Annotated in this window: 15 protein-coding genes; 6 read left to right on the top strand and 9 right to left on the bottom strand. The window is 67.0% G+C overall.

The genetic code is table 11. From position 1 onward, the window contains the following. Nucleotides 1-8: 8 nt before the first annotated feature. Both IG194_RS01065 and IG194_RS01070 read right to left on the bottom strand, forming a co-directional pair. The gene (locus IG194_RS01065) at nt 9-962 is read right to left on the bottom strand and encodes a putative 2-dehydropantoate 2-reductase (RefSeq protein WP_058490165.1); all 954 of its coding nucleotides are present in this window, start codon (nt 960-962) and stop codon (nt 9-11) included. Then, on the bottom strand, nt 963-1,352 hold the full coding sequence (locus IG194_RS01070; RefSeq protein ID WP_009623296.1) for a thioredoxin: 390 nt from the start codon (nt 1,350-1,352) through the stop codon (nt 963-965). On the opposite strand from IG194_RS01070, the gene IG194_RS01075 reads away from it, so the two are divergent. Next, on the top strand, nt 1,351-1,770 hold the full coding sequence (locus tag IG194_RS01075) for a PilZ domain-containing protein (RefSeq protein WP_058490166.1): 420 nt from the start codon (nt 1,351-1,353) through the stop codon (nt 1,768-1,770). The genes IG194_RS01070 and IG194_RS01075 overlap by 2 nt on opposite strands. A gap of 165 nt (nt 1,771-1,935) precedes the next feature. Beyond that, nucleotides 1,936-3,012 carry a 3-deoxy-7-phosphoheptulonate synthase gene (locus IG194_RS01080; RefSeq protein WP_058490167.1) on the top strand — a complete coding sequence of 359 codons (1,077 nt, stop codon included), beginning with the start codon at nt 1,936-1,938 and terminating at the stop codon, nt 3,010-3,012. A gap of 57 nt (nt 3,013-3,069) precedes the next feature. On the opposite strand, the gene IG194_RS01085 is transcribed toward IG194_RS01080, so the two are convergent. Both IG194_RS01085 and IG194_RS01090 read right to left on the bottom strand, forming a co-directional pair. After that, complete coding sequence (locus tag IG194_RS01085; protein WP_009623398.1) at nt 3,070-3,354, bottom strand: GNAT family N-acetyltransferase; 285 nt, start codon at nt 3,352-3,354, stop codon at nt 3,070-3,072. A gap of 22 nt (nt 3,355-3,376) precedes the next feature. Beyond that, the gene (locus IG194_RS01090; protein WP_058490168.1) at nt 3,377-4,651 is read right to left on the bottom strand and encodes a hypothetical protein; all 1,275 of its coding nucleotides are present in this window, start codon (nt 4,649-4,651) and stop codon (nt 3,377-3,379) included. Between the two features lie 225 nt (nt 4,652-4,876). Here IG194_RS01090 and IG194_RS01095 point away from each other — a divergent pair, with 225 nt between their 5' ends. Together IG194_RS01095 and IG194_RS01100 are read left to right on the top strand one after the other, a co-directional pair. Next, on the top strand, nt 4,877-5,566 hold the full coding sequence (locus IG194_RS01095) for a crotonase/enoyl-CoA hydratase family protein (protein ID WP_058490169.1): 690 nt from the start codon (nt 4,877-4,879) through the stop codon (nt 5,564-5,566). A 1,482-nt stretch (nt 5,567-7,048) separates the two neighbouring features. Next, nucleotides 7,049-7,237 carry a hypothetical protein gene (locus IG194_RS01100; protein ID WP_009618839.1) on the top strand — a complete coding sequence of 63 codons (189 nt, stop codon included), beginning with the start codon at nt 7,049-7,051 and terminating at the stop codon, nt 7,235-7,237. Nucleotides 7,238-7,307: 70 nt separating this feature from the next. Here IG194_RS01100 and IG194_RS01105 read toward each other — a convergent pair whose 3' ends face one another. After that, the gene (locus tag IG194_RS01105) at nt 7,308-7,814 is read right to left on the bottom strand and encodes a macro domain-containing protein (protein WP_009618837.1); all 507 of its coding nucleotides are present in this window, start codon (nt 7,812-7,814) and stop codon (nt 7,308-7,310) included. 231 nt (nt 7,815-8,045) lie between these two features. Here IG194_RS01105 and IG194_RS01110 point away from each other — a divergent pair, with 231 nt between their 5' ends. Both IG194_RS01110 and IG194_RS01115 read left to right on the top strand, forming a co-directional pair. Further along, nucleotides 8,046-8,267, top strand: coding sequence for a hypothetical protein (locus IG194_RS01110; RefSeq protein ID WP_058490170.1), 222 nt, complete (start codon nt 8,046-8,048; stop codon nt 8,265-8,267). Between the two features lie 98 nt (nt 8,268-8,365). Further along, nucleotides 8,366-9,337 carry a magnesium and cobalt transport protein CorA gene (locus IG194_RS01115; RefSeq protein ID WP_058490171.1) on the top strand — a complete coding sequence of 324 codons (972 nt, stop codon included), beginning with the start codon at nt 8,366-8,368 and terminating at the stop codon, nt 9,335-9,337. A 331-nt stretch (nt 9,338-9,668) separates the two neighbouring features. Here IG194_RS01115 and IG194_RS01120 read toward each other — a convergent pair whose 3' ends face one another. The 4 genes from IG194_RS01120 to IG194_RS01135 form a co-directional block, all read right to left on the bottom strand. Next, on the bottom strand, nt 9,669-10,406 hold the full coding sequence (locus IG194_RS01120; RefSeq protein ID WP_058490172.1) for an amidotransferase: 738 nt from the start codon (nt 10,404-10,406) through the stop codon (nt 9,669-9,671). Between the two features lie 192 nt (nt 10,407-10,598). Then, the gene (locus tag IG194_RS01125) at nt 10,599-11,156 is read right to left on the bottom strand and encodes a cysteine hydrolase family protein (RefSeq protein WP_058490173.1); all 558 of its coding nucleotides are present in this window, start codon (nt 11,154-11,156) and stop codon (nt 10,599-10,601) included. A gap of 454 nt (nt 11,157-11,610) precedes the next feature. After that, nucleotides 11,611-13,755 (bottom strand): 3-hydroxyacyl-CoA dehydrogenase NAD-binding domain-containing protein, encoded by a 2,145-nt coding sequence (locus IG194_RS01130; protein WP_058490174.1) that lies wholly within the window; start codon nt 13,753-13,755, stop codon nt 11,611-11,613. A 161-nt stretch (nt 13,756-13,916) separates the two neighbouring features. Then, nucleotides 13,917-15,122 (bottom strand): acetyl-CoA C-acetyltransferase, encoded by a 1,206-nt coding sequence (locus IG194_RS01135; protein WP_058490175.1) that lies wholly within the window; start codon nt 15,120-15,122, stop codon nt 13,917-13,919. Between the last annotated feature and the right edge of the window lie 642 nt (nt 15,123-15,764).

Below are 15,764 nucleotides of genomic sequence, written 5' to 3' on the forward strand. Positions count from 1 at the left end.
GTGATGGATCAGCGCGCCTGGTTGCGCGCGTCGATGAAGCGTAGCGCCCGTTGCAGCGCCTCGATGCGCGGCATCGCCACCCCGGCGGCGGCCGCCGCGGCCAGGGGCGCGTCGTAGATCGCCTGCAGCTCCAGCGGCCGGCGCTGGGCGAAGTCGTGGTACATGCTCGGCAGGTAGTCGGGCATGCGTTCGGTCGCGCTCAGCATCGCCGCCGGGTAGCTGGCCGGCAACTCATGGCCGCAGGCGGCCGCCCCGGCCATCACCTCGTCCATGATGGCGGCGATCAGCGCGCGGCTGTCGGCGTTGGCCATCAGCGCCCGGGTGCCGCTGTCGAGCAGCACCGACAGGCCGTTGTAGGGGACGTTCCACACCAGCTTCTGCCAGCGCGCGTGCTCCAGCGCCGGCATCGCCACGGAATCCAGCCCGGCCTGGCGGAACAGCGCCGCGCCCTCCTCGGCGATGGCCTGGCCGGCGGCAGCGGCGGCCGGCCCGCTGTGGTAGCCCAGGTGCACCGCACCCAGGGCCTGGTGTTCGATCACTCCCGGCGCGGAGCGGTGCACGCAGATGTAGCAGAGCCCGCCGAGCAGGTGCAGCGCGTCCGGCAGCAGCGGGCGCAGGCCCTCCTCCACCGCCAGGCCGTTCTGCAGCAGCAGGACCTTGGCGCCCGGCGCCGCGGCGCGGGCGATCAGCGGTGCCAGCTCGGCGTTGCTGGTGGTCTTGGCGCCCACCAGCAGCCAGTCGCACGGCGGCAGGTCGGCGACGTCGTGGTAGGCCTGCACCGGCGCCAGGCTCAGCGCGCCGTGCACCTGGCTGTTCAGGCGCAGGCCGTGCTCGGCCACCGCGGCGTATTCGCTGCGCAGCAGGAAATGCACGTCGAAGCCGGCGCGGGCCAGCATCAGGCCGTAGAAACCGCCGATGGCGCCGGTGCCGATCACGCCGATGCGGACGGGGGAAACAGTCATTCAGGGCAACTCCTCGGGAATGCGCAAGGCCGCGGCGCGCAGGGCCTGGGCCAATGGGCCGGCGCGCAGGGGCGCGTCGAGGCGGCCGTGGAAGGCGCCGTCGCGCACCAGGAACAGCGCCGGCAGGTGGAAGACTTCATAACGCTCGACCAGGCCGCCATTGCGCCCGGCATCGACCCAGCACAGGCGCCGCACCGGCAGGCCCATGCCCGGCAACTGCGCGCGGGCCCAGCGGCAGGAAGCGCAGCCCTCGGCGCTGAACACCAGCAGCGAGTCGCCGGGCAATTCGAGCAACCGGTGATCGGCATCCAGGTCGGTGAGTTCCAGCGACGGCACTATACTTTGCCCAATGCCAACGCCAAAAAGATTGCAGTCGGAGCCTTCCGTCATGCGACAGTTCCTGCGTCACCCCTGTGATCTACCGGTGGAGCTGGTGGTCCGCAGGCAGCTCTTCCTGCCGCGCCAGCGCCTGTACAATATCAGCCTCGGCGGGGTGGCCTGCAACGCCCCGCGCGGTTTCCGCCGCGGCACCGCGGTCGAGCTGCGCATCCCGCTGCTGGGCGACGCCGCGCGCTACCCCGGCGTGGTGGCCTGGAGCCGCAAGCTCAGCGACGACTATCTGGTGGGCGTGGCCTTCCTCGACGAAGACACCCTGTTCCGCGCGCGCATGGTCGAACAGGTCTGCCAGATCGAGCACTTCCGCCGCCAGCGCGAGCGCGAAAGCGGGCAGGCGCAGCCGGTGGAAGACACCGCCCGGGAGTGGATCGCCTGCAACGCCGCCGACTTCCCCCTGTTCTGCGCCATCTGAAACGGCGCCAAACCCCGTCATCCGGGCATTTTCCCGCTGCCTGCCCATTGTCGAGCCGGCGTCCGACGCGTTAAGGTTCGACTTCCCCTTAGCGAGATTCATGCCTGCGCCCCATCGCATGGGGGTTCCTGGCGGCCGGCACCCGTGACCTGACTGAGTACCACGATGGCTGATTTACAGATCGACGACCTTAACGTTGCCTCCAACGAGACCCTGATCACGCCGGAGCAGCTCAAGCGCGAAATCCCCCTGACCGATGCCGCCCGGCAGACCGTCGCCCATGGCCGCCAGGTCGTCCGCGACATCCTCGATGGCAAGGACCACCGCCTGTTCGTGGTGATCGGCCCCTGCTCCATCCACGACGTCAAGGCCGCCCACGAATACGCCGAGCGCCTCAAGGTCCTGGCCGCCGAAGTCGCCGACACCCTGTTCCTGGTAATGCGCGTGTACTTCGAGAAGCCGCGCACCACCGTGGGCTGGAAAGGCCTGATCAACGACCCCTACCTGGACGACTCCTTCAAGATCCAGGACGGCCTGCACATCGGCCGCCAGTTGCTGCGCGACCTGGCCGAGATGGGCCTGCCCACCGCCACCGAGGCGCTCGACCCGATCTCCCCGCAGTACCTGCAGGACCTGATCAGCTGGTCGGCCATCGGCGCGCGCACCACCGAATCCCAGACCCACCGCGAAATGGCTTCCGGCCTGTCCTCCGCGGTCGGCTTCAAGAACGGCACCGACGGCAGCCTGACCGTGGCGATCAACGCCCTGCAGTCGGTCTCCAGCCCGCACCGTTTCCTCGGCATCAACCAGGAAGGCGGCGTCTCCATCGTCACCACCAAGGGCAACCGCTACGGCCACGTAGTGCTGCGCGGCGGCAACGGCAAGCCGAACTACGACTCGGTGAGCGTGGCCCTGTGCGAGCAGGAGCTGAACAAGGCCAAGGTGCCGCTGAACGTGATGGTCGACTGCAGCCACGCCAACTCCAACAAGGACCCGGCCCTGCAGCCGCTGGTGATGGACAACGTCGCCAACCAGATCGTCGAGGGCAACAACTCCATCGTCGGCCTGATGGTAGAAAGCCACCTGGGCTGGGGCAACCAGCCGATCCCGAAGGACCTCTGCCAGCTGCAGTACGGCGTCTCCGTCACCGACGCCTGCATCGACTGGGAAACCACCGAGAAGGCCGTGCGCAGCATGCACGCCAAGCTCAAGGACGTGCTGCCCAAGCGCCAGCGCGGCTGAATCGGACGCAACGAAAAACGCCGGGCAATGCCCGGCGTTTTCATGGGTGCTGGCGGCTCAGGCCATGCGGTCGGCGTGGCGCGGATGGCGCTCCAGGTAGCGCTCGACGTAGGAGCAGGAGGGAATCACGCTGTAGCCCTTGCGCTCGGCGTATTGCAGCGCGTGCTCGGTGAGCGCCGCGGCGATGCCGCGGCCGCGCAGGCTGTCGGGCACGAAGGTGCGGTAGATGTCCAGCGTCTGCTTGCCCAGATCCATGTAGGCCAGGTAGGCACGATGACCGTCCACCGTCGTGACGAACTGGTGGCTGGACTCATCATGATGGATGGACAACGACTCACTCACTTGCACTCTCCTCTTGCGCGTCTCACAACTCGACGCGCACCTGATTGATCTTGTTCAGGCGGAGGTTCATCTCGGCCGAGCCCGTCCCCATGAGGACCGTGATATAGACTCGTCCGTTCTCCACCTTGTGCAGTACACCCTGATAATAGGCACCATCGAAGGTGATGAACTGCAGGCGCTTGCCGGTGTACTGGGCAAGGCTGTCGATACTGACGAAGCCATATTGCTGCGTTCTCTTCTCCGACTCAACCGTTTCTTCGGCCGAAATCTTATGCGTGGCCGAATCGGCGGTGACCTTGTGCTTCAGCGGGTCGACCCAGGCGAAGCCGATCGGGTTCACCGCCTGCTGGTTCACCAGCACCACCGGGCGCAGCATGCCGACCACGTCCTTGGCCTCGAAGAACTGCAGCCCGCTCCAGGTCATGCCCTCGCTGGGGTTGAGTTCCAGGCGCAGCGACTGCGGGTCGGCCAGGTAGCGGGCGTAGGCGTCGAGCAGCGGCTGGTCCAGCGCCACGCGCTGGCTGCGCATGGCCTTGTCGAACTGCGCCAGGGCCTGCTTGAGGTACTCCTCGCGCTTGACGCCCAGGCGCGCGGCGCAGAATTCCTGGACCTTGCGCTGGTACTGGTTGTCGTTCAGCTCGACGGTCACCTGGGACACCCGCGGCGGGTTCACGCGCATGTCGCCGGGGCGTTCGGAGACGTTGCTCAGGGACATGCCGACGCGGGTGTCGAGCATGCCGCGGGCGTCCGAGCGCAGGTTGAAGGTCAGCTTCTGCGCGCCGGGCTCGAACAGGTAGGAGAACTCGATGTCCGACTCCAGGGTGCGGTAGCCCATCTGCAGCAGCTCGTCGGAGCCGATGTTGCGGATGTTGCCGCAGGCCACCTCGCTCATGGCGGTGAACACGCTGCTCTCCGCCGGCTGCTGGTACAGCGCCTGCATGAACGGGCCGTGCACCTGTAGCTCGACGCCGGTGAGTTCCATGGCCATCTGCTTGGGCAGCTTGCCCTCGGCCAGGCGTTCCTTGAAGCTCAGCAGCTCGCGCAGGCCGTTGAACCTGAGCTGGGCATGGGCCACCTTCAGGCTGTCGCGGGCGGCCGGCACGCGGATCTCCACGTTCTTCAGGCCGACGCGGCCGTCGAAGGAAGAGGAAATCCCGCCGTAGGTGATCTCCACCATCGGCGACAGGCGCGCCACGGCGTCGTCGACGATGCTGCGCACGGACAGCCACAGCGACACCTTGATGATGAGCGCGACGGCCACGATGCCGAGCAGGCCCCACTTGAGCAGTTTCGACATTCGGAAGGACTTCCCTGTAAGCGGATTGATACGGACGGCGGTGCTGGCAGCTTAACAGCACGGCCTGCGCGCCTCCACGCACACCCCGCGAAATTCACCGGCTCGCCCATCGGAGAGTGAAGTCCGTCGCAAAACCGCGGTGACCGGCCGGTCGGACACAGCGCTTTACGGTCGCCGTGGCCGCCAGTATGTTCTGCGCCACGCCCCTTTTCCGGATGTCCTGCCATGAGTGAACTGATCAGCTATCAACTCGACGACGGCGTCGCCACCCTGACCCTCGCCAACGGCAAGGTGAATGCCATCTCCCCCGCCGTGATCGAGGCCTTCAACCAGGCGCTGGACCGTGCCGAGCAGGACCGCGCGGTGGTGATCCTCACCGGCCAGCCGGGCATCCTTTCCGGCGGCTACGACCTCAAGGTGATGACCTCCGGCCCGGAGAACGCCGTGGCCCTGGTGGCCGCCGGTTCGACCCTGGCCCGGCGCATGCTGGCCCATCCCTACCCGATCATCGTCGCCTGCTCCGGCCACGCGGTGGCCAAGGGCGCCTTCCTGCTGCTCTCGGCGGACTACCGCATCGGCGTCGACGGCCCCTTCCAGATCGGCCTGAACGAAGTGGCCATCGGCATGACCATGCATCACGTGGGCATCGAACTGGCCCGCGACCGCCTGCGCAAGTCGGCCTTCAACCGTTCGGTGATCAACGCCGAGATGTTCGCCCCGCAGGAGGCCATGGCCGCCGGCTTCCTGGACAAGGTGGTGAGCGCCGAGGAACTGCTGGACACCGCCCGCGCCGCCGCCCAGCAGCTGAAGAAGCTGAACATGACCGCGCACCGCAACACCAAGCTGAAGGTGCGCCGGCAACTGCTGGAAACCCTCGACCAGGCCATCGAGAAGGACAAGCAGCACCTGGCCTGAGGTGCTCCTACGCCGCCCCACTGTTCCTACAGGTGCAGGGGAAATGCCGTGCCTCACGAAGCGCATAGAGGCACGGAATCGAGCGAGCAGGCCTGCGGCCCCCTCACCCTAACCCTCTCCCGGAGGGAGAGGGGACCGTTCGGAGTACATGGGTGTTTCGGCGTTATCCGGCTAGCACAGGGATCGCCGGCTGAAACCAGGCCTTCTCTCGGCACGGACTAGCTCCCTCTCCCTCCGGGAGAGGGCTGGGGTGAGGGGAAAGCCCGAGCACTGATGCCATTCCCCTGTAGGAGCGCGCCCTGCGCGCGATTTCGCGGGCAGGGCCCGCTTACAGGTGCGGGGGAAATGCCGTACCTCACGAAGCGCATAGAGGCACGGAATCGAGCGAGCAGGCCTGCGGCCCCCTCACCCTAACCCTCTCCCAGAGGGAGAGGGGACCGTTCGGCGTGCGTTGGTGTTTCGGCGTTAGCCGGCTAGCGCAGGGGTTGCCGGCTGAAACCAGGCCTTCTCTCGGCACGGACTGGCTCCCTCTCCCTCCGGGAGAGGGCTGGGGTGAGGGGAAAGCCCGAGCGCCGATGCCATTCCCCTGTAGGAGCGCGCCCTGCGCGCGATTTCGCGGGCAGGGCCCGCTTACAGGTGCGGGGGAAATGCCGTGCCTCACGAAGCGCATAGGGGGGACGGAATCGAGCGAGCAGGCCTGCGACCCCCTCACCCTAACCCTCTCCCAGAGGGAGAGGGGACCGTTCGGCGTGCGTTGGTGTTTCGGCGTTAGCCGGCTAGCGCAGGGGTTGCCGGCTGAAACCAGGCCTTCTCTCGGCACGGACTGGCCCCTCCGGGAGAGGGCTGGGGTGAGGGGAAAGCCCGAGCGCCGATGCCATTCCCCTGTAGGAGCGCGCCCTGCGCGCGATTTCGCGGGCAGGGCCCGCTTACAGGTGCGGGGGAAATGCCGTGCCTCACGAAGCGCATAGGGGGGACGGAATCGAGCGAGCAGGCCTGCGGCCCCCTCACCCTAACCCTCTCCCGGAGGGAGAGGGGACCGTTCGGAGTACATGGGTGTTTCGGCGTCAGCCGGCTAGCACAGGGGTTGCCGGCTGAAACCAGGCCTTCTCTCGGCGCGGACTAGCCCCCTCTCCCTCCGGGAGAGGGCTGGGGTGAGGGGAAAGCCCGAGCGCCGATGCCATTCCCCTGTAGGAGCGCGCCCTGCGCGCGAAATCGCGGGCAGGGCCCTACGGTTCCAGGAAGCACGGCTTTTCGTAGGATGGCGTTGAGCGAAGCGATACCCATCAGCGCAACCGCATGGGTTTCGCAAGCTCAACCCATCCTACGAAGAGCACCTAGGCGCAAGACAGTTGCTCCTACGGGGCGCCTCGAATAGTTACGAAAAAGGCAAAACTGATTAAGCCCGTTCAGTCTTTTTCAAAAATTATTGCGCGTTAACCTATTGATGAACCCACAGGAAAAGCAACCAACGAGGTGTTCATCATGAAACTGCAACTGATCGCCACTGCCCTCCTCGCCAGCGCCACTCTGCTCGGCGCCCAGTCCGGCTTCGCCGAAGAATCGCCGCTGATGCAGAACCGCATGGTCAACCTGAACCAGGCCGCACTGCAGCATCAGGCCGAGCGGACCGCCAGCCAGCAGCACGACGCTACCCCCGCCCACCAGGGCTGACCGGCGCTCGCCGGCACTCCGACGGCCCGCACGTCCCGCTTCCGGGACGCGCCAGGCCGCCGGCCACGCCTCAGCCGAGCTTCTCGTCGGCGGCGACTCCCTTGCGATAGACCGCATAGACCACTACGGGGATGTCCAGATGGCCGAGATACCTGTCCAGCAACGGTCGCACATCCTTCCAGTCCAGCCCGCCGACACCGGTGGCCAGGCACGGCAGCGCCAGGCTGCGGACGCCCTCCCCCTCGACGTACTTCGCCAGCTCCCGCAGGCAGTGCCCGACGTTCTCCAGACTGGCCTTGGCCGGCTTGGCGCTACGCCCGCTGCCCTGCATGTCCTGGGTGAGCAGGTTGACGATGCCGCGGGTCGAACCGTCGGCGTCCACCCCCGACCAGGCCCAGATGGAGCCCGGCGCGGGCGCCGAGGCATGGGCCGCATGACGGTAGTCGCGGACCAGCGACGGCCAGCGCTCGCGCAGGGCCAGGGCCAGGCCGCTGTCGAACGGGTCCTGGGGCGCGATGCCATGGGCGATGACCTGGGCCTTGCTCAGCAGAATGTCGCCTTCAACTTCTCGAATCATGAATCTTTCCTTGCTCGGTGGAGTACCTCGGAAGCCTTGCCTTGCGCTCCCGTCCATTTCCACGTTACGCCTGGCCGCACCGCGAACCTTGACCCGCATCAAGGCCGCATCCCCCTCGCGGCGGTCGGCAAACCATCAATTCCACCGATAGTTGAAAGCAACGAACTTCGTTATCCCATCGACCAGACTGCTGGGAAACTGGCCCCACTCCCACTTCCGGCAGCCCTCGCCATGCACCGCTCCACCGCCCGCACCCTGCGCAACGGCGCCCTCGCCAGCATCGGCCTGTACAGCATCGTGGTCCTGGTGGCGCTGGCCCTGAGCGGCGGCTTCCAGCTCACCCGCAACATCCAGCCGGACGGCGTGGACAAGAGCGCGCTGTTCCAGCGTTTCAACGAAGTGCTGCCCAACGCCCTGGCGGTGCTGCAGCAGAGCCTGCGCCCGCACTCCTGAGCCCCACGCTGGCAGCCTGCGCCAGCTTGCCCATACTTTGCAGATCGCCGCCGGCGCCCGCCGGCACCGCCCGCCTCCGCCTGCCGGGAGAACACGCCATGGGTCGAGTCGTCGCATCCGCCGTCTACTGCAAGGGCAAGAAGGTCGCCGATATCCCGCTGGAGGCGGGCTATCGCTGGGCCTGCCAGCCCGACCACTCCGTCTGGACCGGCCTGCAGGAACCCACGCCGGAAGAGCTGATGAACCTGCAGAAGCAGTTCAACCTGCACGAGCTGGCGATCGCCGACGCCCTGGAGAAGCACAGCCGGCCGAAGCTGGAGACCTTCGGCGACGCGCTGTTCATGGTGATCTACTCGCCGGTGCGCGCGGACAGCCGGCTGATGTTCGTGGAAACCCACCTGTTCGCCGGCATCGGCTACATCATCAGCGCCCGCCACGGCTTCTCGCAGTCGTACTCGCAGGTGCGCCAGCGCTGCGAGGCGCGCCCGCTGCTGCTGGCCCACGGCACCGACTTCGTGCTCTACGCCCTGCTCGACTTCGTGGTCGGCAACTACGAGCCGGTGGTGGAGGAGATCCGCGGCGAGATCGAGGTGCTGGAGCAGCGCGCCCTGCGCACCTCGCTGAGCCAGGAGGAGATCGAGCGCATCTACGGCCTGCGCCGCGAGGTGCTCAAGCTGCGCCACTACGCGGCGCCCATGGTGGAGATCTGCCAGGAGCTGCAGCGCCTGGACTTCCCCTTCATCGACAAGCAGATGCGCCCCTACTTCCGCGACGTGGCGATCCACGTCAACCGCCTGCTGGAAGACCTCAACTCGCTACGCGACATCGCCAGCCAGACCATCGAGGTCGGCCTGTTGCTGGAGTCCTCGCGGCAGAGCGTGGTGCAGCGCAAGTTCGCCGCCTGGGCGGCGATCCTCGGCTTGCCCACCGCGGTGGCCGGCATCTACGGGATGAACTTCGAGTACATCCCGGAGCTGCACTGGCACTACGGCTACTTCCTGGTGATGGGCCTGCTGGTGATCGGCTGCATCGGTCTGTACGTCAGCTTCAAGCAGGCGGATTGGCTCTGACCTGCCGGCCGCGCCAAAGCGCTTGTGTAGGATGGCATCCTGCGCGGAATGCCCTACGCCCGTGCGTCCCTGGAGCCGTAGGAGCGGACCTTGTCCGCGATAGCCGGAGGTGCCGGCGCGATTCGCGGATGAGATCCGCTCCTACAGTTCCAGGAAGCCCCGTAGGATGGGTTGAGCGATACCCATCACCATGGCCCGATGGGTTTCGCAAGCTCAACCCATCCTACGAAAAGCACCTCGACGCAGACAGTTGCTCCTACGAAAGGCGGTTTGCCTCGGCACACGAACGAAAACGCCGCTCCGGGGAGCGGCGTTGGTGGGCGCAGCGGGCTCAGGCGGCGTTCTGCTCGTCCTTTTTCCGGCCCAGCTGGACGAAGCGCATCATCCATTCGGCCACGGTGGCGCCCTGGTGCTCGCGGTCGAGGCTGTCGATGCCCTTCCGGTAGACCGGCTCGCTGAAGATTTCCCGGCGCAGGTCGAGGATCGCCTGGGAGTAGTCGGCGACGAACTCCGGGTGGCCCTGGAAGCACAGCACCTGGTCACCGATGGCGTAGGCGGCGTTCGGGCAGAAGTCGCTGCTGGCGATGCGCCGGGCGCCTTCGGGCAGCTGGGTGACCTGGTCCTGGTGGCTGACCAGCAGGGTCAGGTCGTCCAGTTGCGGCTGCATCCACTGCGGCTGCTCTTCGATGCGGTAGTCATGGATGCCCACGCCCCAGCCCTGGTCGGCGCGCTCGGTCTTGCCACCGAGCAGCAGGGCCAGCAGCTGGTGGCCGAAGCACACGCCCAGCAGCTTGTCGCCGCGCTCGTAGCGGCTCAGCAGGTACTCCTTGAGCGTGCGGATCCAGGGTTCGTCGCCGAAGGAGTCGTACTTGCTGCCGGTCACCAGGTAGGCGTCGTAGTGCTCGCTGTCGGGCGGGTAATGGCCCTCCACCACGTTGTACACCTTGAACTCGGCGGGCACCGGTTGCTTGGCGAACAGCTGCTGGAACATCCAGCCGTAGCCGGTGTACTGGTCGATCAGCTCGGGACGCAGGATGTCGGTTTCCAGAATGCAGATTTGCAGCGTCATGTAGTGGTGGGTTCCTGAGGTTGAGCGGGCACGAACGCGCGCTTTCTTAACAAACTGCACGCTCCGTGAAAACTACACACTGTTTTTTCACGACACAAGATGACAAAGCCATTCCTTGCATCGGAATTTCAGGGGAAATACCCGAAAAACCGCCGCGCATCAATGCCGGCGGGAACGATGGCGACCGGCTGCTCAGCCGTCCCGCGCCATCCCCAGCGCCTGCGCGGTCTCCAGCACCCAGGCGTACTCGCCCTGCAGGTTGCCCAGGGCCATGGCGTGGACCTCCTCGGCGCTGCGCAGGGTGCCGTGGTAGTCGCGCTGTTCGAAGGCGAAGCAGGCATCGGCCACCACGAAGGTGCGAAAGCCCAGGTTGCCGGCGCTGCGCGCGGTGCTTTCCACCGAGTGGTTGGTGCTGACGCCGGCGATTACCAGGGTGTCGATGCCGCGCACCCGCAGCCAGCGCTCCAGGCCGCTGTTGGCGAAGGCGTCGGGGACGTTCTTCTCCAGCACCTGCTCGTGCTCCAGCGGCGCCAGCGCGTCCTGGAACTCCGCCCCCGGCTGCCCCGGCCAGAACGGCGAGCCCGACGTGCGCGAGATGTGCCGGACGTGCAGCAGCGGCGCCCCGGCCGCGCGCCAGGCGGCCAGGAGTTCGGCGATGCGGGCTTCGGCGTGGGGGTTGTTGCGGGGGACCGGTGTGCTGGCCATGCCTTTTTGCATGTCGATGATGATCAGGGCGGGGGTGTTGGGCATGGTGGGTCCCGGGGGTGATGGGTTTCGCTGCGCTCAACGCCATCCTACGGGGGTCGTGGGGAAGAAAAAACCGGTGGTGGGGGCGGTTTCGGGGGGCGTCGCATTCCCTGCTTTGGCTTTTGCTTTTCGTAGGAGCGAGCTTGCTCGCGAATGGTGCTCGCCGGCGGCCATGGTGTTTCCGGTTGCTCCGTCCCCTCTCCCCAGCCCTCTCCCTGAAGGGAGAGGGGGCTTGTCCGTGCCAAGAGAAGGAATGGCCTCAACCTGAAACCGCCGGCGTGTCCGGCTAACTCAAGAGCATCCGCACACACCGAACGGTCCCCTCTCCCTTCAGGGCGGGGCGCGCAGCCGAGGGTTAGGGAGAGGGAGCGGAGTTCCCCCAGAACACCGCTGCCGCAGGTAACTCCCATTCGCGAGCAAGAACTAGGCGTCCCCCTCGCTCCTACACCAAACCCATTCAGAAGGTCTCGTTGCGCAACGCCTTGTCCAGCAACAACGCCGGCGGCTCGAAGCGTTCTCCGTACTGCTCGGCCAGGTACTGCGCGCGGGCGATGAAGTCCTGCAGGCCGTACTGGTTGATGAACTGCAGCGCGCCGCCGCTCCAGGCGGCGAAGCCGATGCCGAAGATCGAGCCGATGTTGGCGTCGGCGGTCGACAGCAGCACGCCCTCCTCCACGCAGCGCACCGTCTCGATGGCCTGGACGAAGAGGATGCGGTCGCGCACGTCCTCGGCCGGGATCATCCCGTCGGGCTTCTCGAAGCGCTGCTTCAGCTCCGGCCACAGGTGCTTCCTGCCGTTGGCGGGGTAGTCGTAGAAGCCGCCGCCGGCCGCCTTGCCCGGGCGCTTGTACTCGTTGAGCATCAGGTCGACCACGGCGAAGGCCGGGTGCTGGGGCAGGGCCTTGCCTTCGGTCTCCAGGTCCTTGCGGGTCTGCTCGCGGATGTGGCTCATCAGGCTCAGCGAGACCTCGTCGCTGATCGCCAGCGGGCCCACCGGCATGCCGGCCTGGCGCGCCTGGTTCTCGATCATCGCCGCCGGCACGCCCTCGCCGAGCATGGCCAGGCCTTCGTTGGTGAAGGTGCCGAATACCCGCGAGGTGAAGAAGCCGCGGCTGTCGTTGACCACGATCGGCGTCTTCCTGATCTGCAATACGTAGTCGAAGGCGCGGGCCAGGGTGGCGTCGTCGGTTTTCTCGCCGCGGATGATTTCCACCAGCGGCATCTTGTCCACCGGGCTGAAGAAGTGCAGGCCGATGAACTTCTGCGGCTGCGCCACGGCCTGGGCCAGGCCGGTGATCGGCAGGGTCGAGGTGTTGGAGGCGATCACCGCGTCGGGCAGCGCGGCGGCCTCGGCGGCGGCGGTGACCTTGCCCTTGAGCGCGCGGTCCTCGAACACCGCCTCGATGATCAGGTCGCAGCCCTCGAAGTCGGCTTCGCTGGCGCTCGGCTTGATGCGGGCGAGGAAGGCATCACGCTTCTCGGCGGTCATCTGGCCCTTGCCGACCGTCTTCTCCAGCAGCGCGGCCGAGTAGGCCTTGCCCTTCTCCGCCGCTTCGATGGAGACGTCCTTGAGCACCACCTCGATGCCGGCGGCGGCCGAGACGTAGGCGATGCCCGCGCCCATCATGCCGGCGCCGAGCACGCCGACCTTCTTCGTCTGCTGCTGCGGGTAGCCCTGCGGGCGCGACTTGCCGGCGTTGATCTCGTTGAGCTGGAACCAGAAGGTGCCGATCATGTTCTTCGCCACCTGGCCGGTGGTCAGCTCGGTGAAGTAGCGCGCCTCGATCAGCTGCGCGGTGTCGAAGTCCACCTGGGCGCCTTCGACCGCGGCGCACATGATCTTCTCCGGCGCCGGGAAGCAGCCCTTGGTCTTGTCGCGCAGCACGCTCGGGGCGATGGCCAGCATCTGCGCCACGTTCGGGCTGGACGGGGTGCCGCCGGGGATCTTGTAGCCGGCCGTGTCCCACGGCTGCTTGGCGTTGGGGTTGGCGGCGATCCATTCGCGGGCCTTGGCCAGCATGTCTTCGCGGCTGGAGGCCAGCTGGTGGATCAGCCCGGCCTTGAGCGCCTGTTCCGGGCGCACCTTCTTGCCTTCGGCGAGGTACGGCAGGGCCTTCTCCAGGCCGAGCAGGCGTACCATGCGCACTACCCCGCCGCCGCCGGGCAGCAGGCCCAGGGTGACTTCCGGCAGGCCCAGCTGCACGTGGCTTTCATCGAGGGAGATGCGGTGGTGGCAGGCCAGGCAGATTTCCCAGCCGCCGCCCAGGGCCGCGCCGTTGATGGCGGCCACCACCGGCTTGCCGAGGGTCTCCAGGCGGCGCAGCTGGCCCTTGAGCACCAGGATGCCGGCGTAGAAGGCCGGGGCGTCGGCCTTGGTGACCTTGATCAGTTCGTTGAGGTCGCCGCCGGCGAAGAAGGTCTTCTTCGCGGAAGTCAGGATGACGCCGGCGATGGAATCCTTCTCGGCCTCCAGGCGGGCGACGGTGGCGGCCATGGCCTCGCGGTAGGTGCCGTTCATGGTATTGGCGCTCTGGCCGGGCATGTCCATGGTCAGGACGACTATGTTGTCCTGGCCCTTTTCGTAGCGGATGGCTTCGGTCATTTTTATCTTCTTCCCAGGGTGGGGGATCGCTTCAGGGGCGTCACGAGCGAAGGTCAGGCAAGGCGGAAATTCTTCGGCAAGCGGAGTTGGCTGCAGCCAATGAGCATTCCCGGAGAATTTCCAACGCAGCATGGCCGAGCGCAGTAGCCCATGATCGATCCTTAAACGCGTTCGATGATGGTGGCTATGCCCATGCCGCCGCCCACGCAGAGGGTGGCCAGGCCGTAGCGCAGGTTGCGCCGCTCCAGTTCGTCGAGCAGGGTGCCGAGGATCATGCAGCCGGTGGCGCCCAGGGGGTGGCCCATGGCGATGGAGCCGCCGTTGACGTTGACCTTGCTCTCCGGCACGCCCATGTCCTTCATGAACTTCATCACCACCGAGGCGAAGGCCTCGTTGACCTCGAACAGGTCGATCTCGTCCACCCGCAGGCCGGCCTTGGCCAGGGCCTTGCGGGTGGCCGGCGCGGGGCCGGTGAGCATGATGGTCGGGTCGCTGCTGGTGACCGCGGTGGCGACGATCCGCGCGCGGGCCTTCAGGCCCAGCTCGCGGCCCTTGGCCTCGGAGCCGATGAGCATGGCGGCGGCGCCGTCGACGATGCCCGAGCTGTTGCCCGGGGTGTGCACGTGCTCGATGCGCTCGACGTAGCTGTACTTGCGCAGGGCGGTGGCGTCGAAGCCCATCTGCCCCATCATCTCGAAGCTCGGCTTGAGCGCGCCGAGGCCTTCCAGGCTGGAGTCGGCGCGGATGAATTCGTCGTGGTCGAGGATGACGATGCCGTTCTGGTCGGTCACCGGCACCAGGGATTTGCCGAACAGCCCCTCGGCGCGGGCCTTGGCGGCCTTTTGCTGGGAGCGCAGGGCGAAGGCGTCGACATCGCTGCGGCTGAAGCCTTCCAGGGTGGCGATCAGGTCGGCGCCGATGCCCTGGGGCACGAAGCTGGTGTGCAGGTTGGTTTGCGGGTCCAGCGCCCAGGCGCCGCCGTCCGAGCCCATGGGCACGCGCGACATGGATTCCACGCCGCCCACCAGCACCAGGTCCTCGAAGCCCGAGCGCACTTTCATGGCGCCCAGGTTGACCGCCTCCAGGCCCGAGGCGCAGAAGCGGTTGATCTGCACGCCCGCCACCTGCTCGTCCCAGTCGGCCACCAGGGCGGCGGTCTTGGCGATGTCGGCGCCCTGGTCGCCCACCGGCGTCACGCAGCCCAGGACGATGTCGTCGACCTGTGCGGTGTCCAGCTGGTTGCGCCGCTGCACTTCGCGCAGCAGGCCGGCCATCAGGTCCACCGGCTTGACGCTGTACAGCGCGCCGTCCTTCTTGCCCTTGCCGCGGGGCGTGCGCACCGCGTCGTAAATCAATGCTTCGGTCATGGCGTTCTCTCTTGGGAGTGCTCTCTTGGCGTGGAGGTCACGCAGGCAGCGTGTCGGCCTACCTTAACCGCGCGGCGGCGGCCGGCAATGACCGGATCGCTCAGGCGGATTGACCCCCGCGCTCAGCCGCGCCGACCGGCGGTCGCCTGGCGCACCGCTCTGGGCGGCGCCCCGACGGGCGGTCGGATGAGCGGTCGGGCCGCGAGCCAGAGCCGTCACCGCGTTGTCATATAGATGGAATATGCCTGGAACCATAGGATTTGCTGCCAGATCGTCTAAGCCCGCGCCAGCCGGGGCTTAGACTGAAATTTCGCAGTACCTATGGGACGTCGCTGCCGGGTCTTGCCGGAGCGGCCGGTATGCCAAGCCAAGGCCACAGCCACCCGGCGCCGGGCCGTATGAGCGCGCGGGAGCGGGCCAACAACAAGAAAGGCGGGAACATCATGATGGATCAACAACCGAAGAAATGGCGGCAGGCCAGCCTGATCGTCTTCGTTACCGCAGTGGTGCTCATCATCCCCAACCTCAGTCGCCTGGTCGGCTAGCCAACCGTCCGCCTGCCGCTGCGAAGCCGGCGTCGCCCGAGGGGCCGCGCCCTCGCAGCGCAGGTGGCAGTGCCGTTCGTCGGCATCCTCTGCTATG

Origin of the sequence: Pseudomonas sp. ADPe, from assembly GCF_014843515.1 — a bacterium.
In the GTDB taxonomy this organism is placed as follows: domain Bacteria; phylum Pseudomonadota; class Gammaproteobacteria; order Pseudomonadales; family Pseudomonadaceae; genus Pseudomonas; species Pseudomonas citronellolis.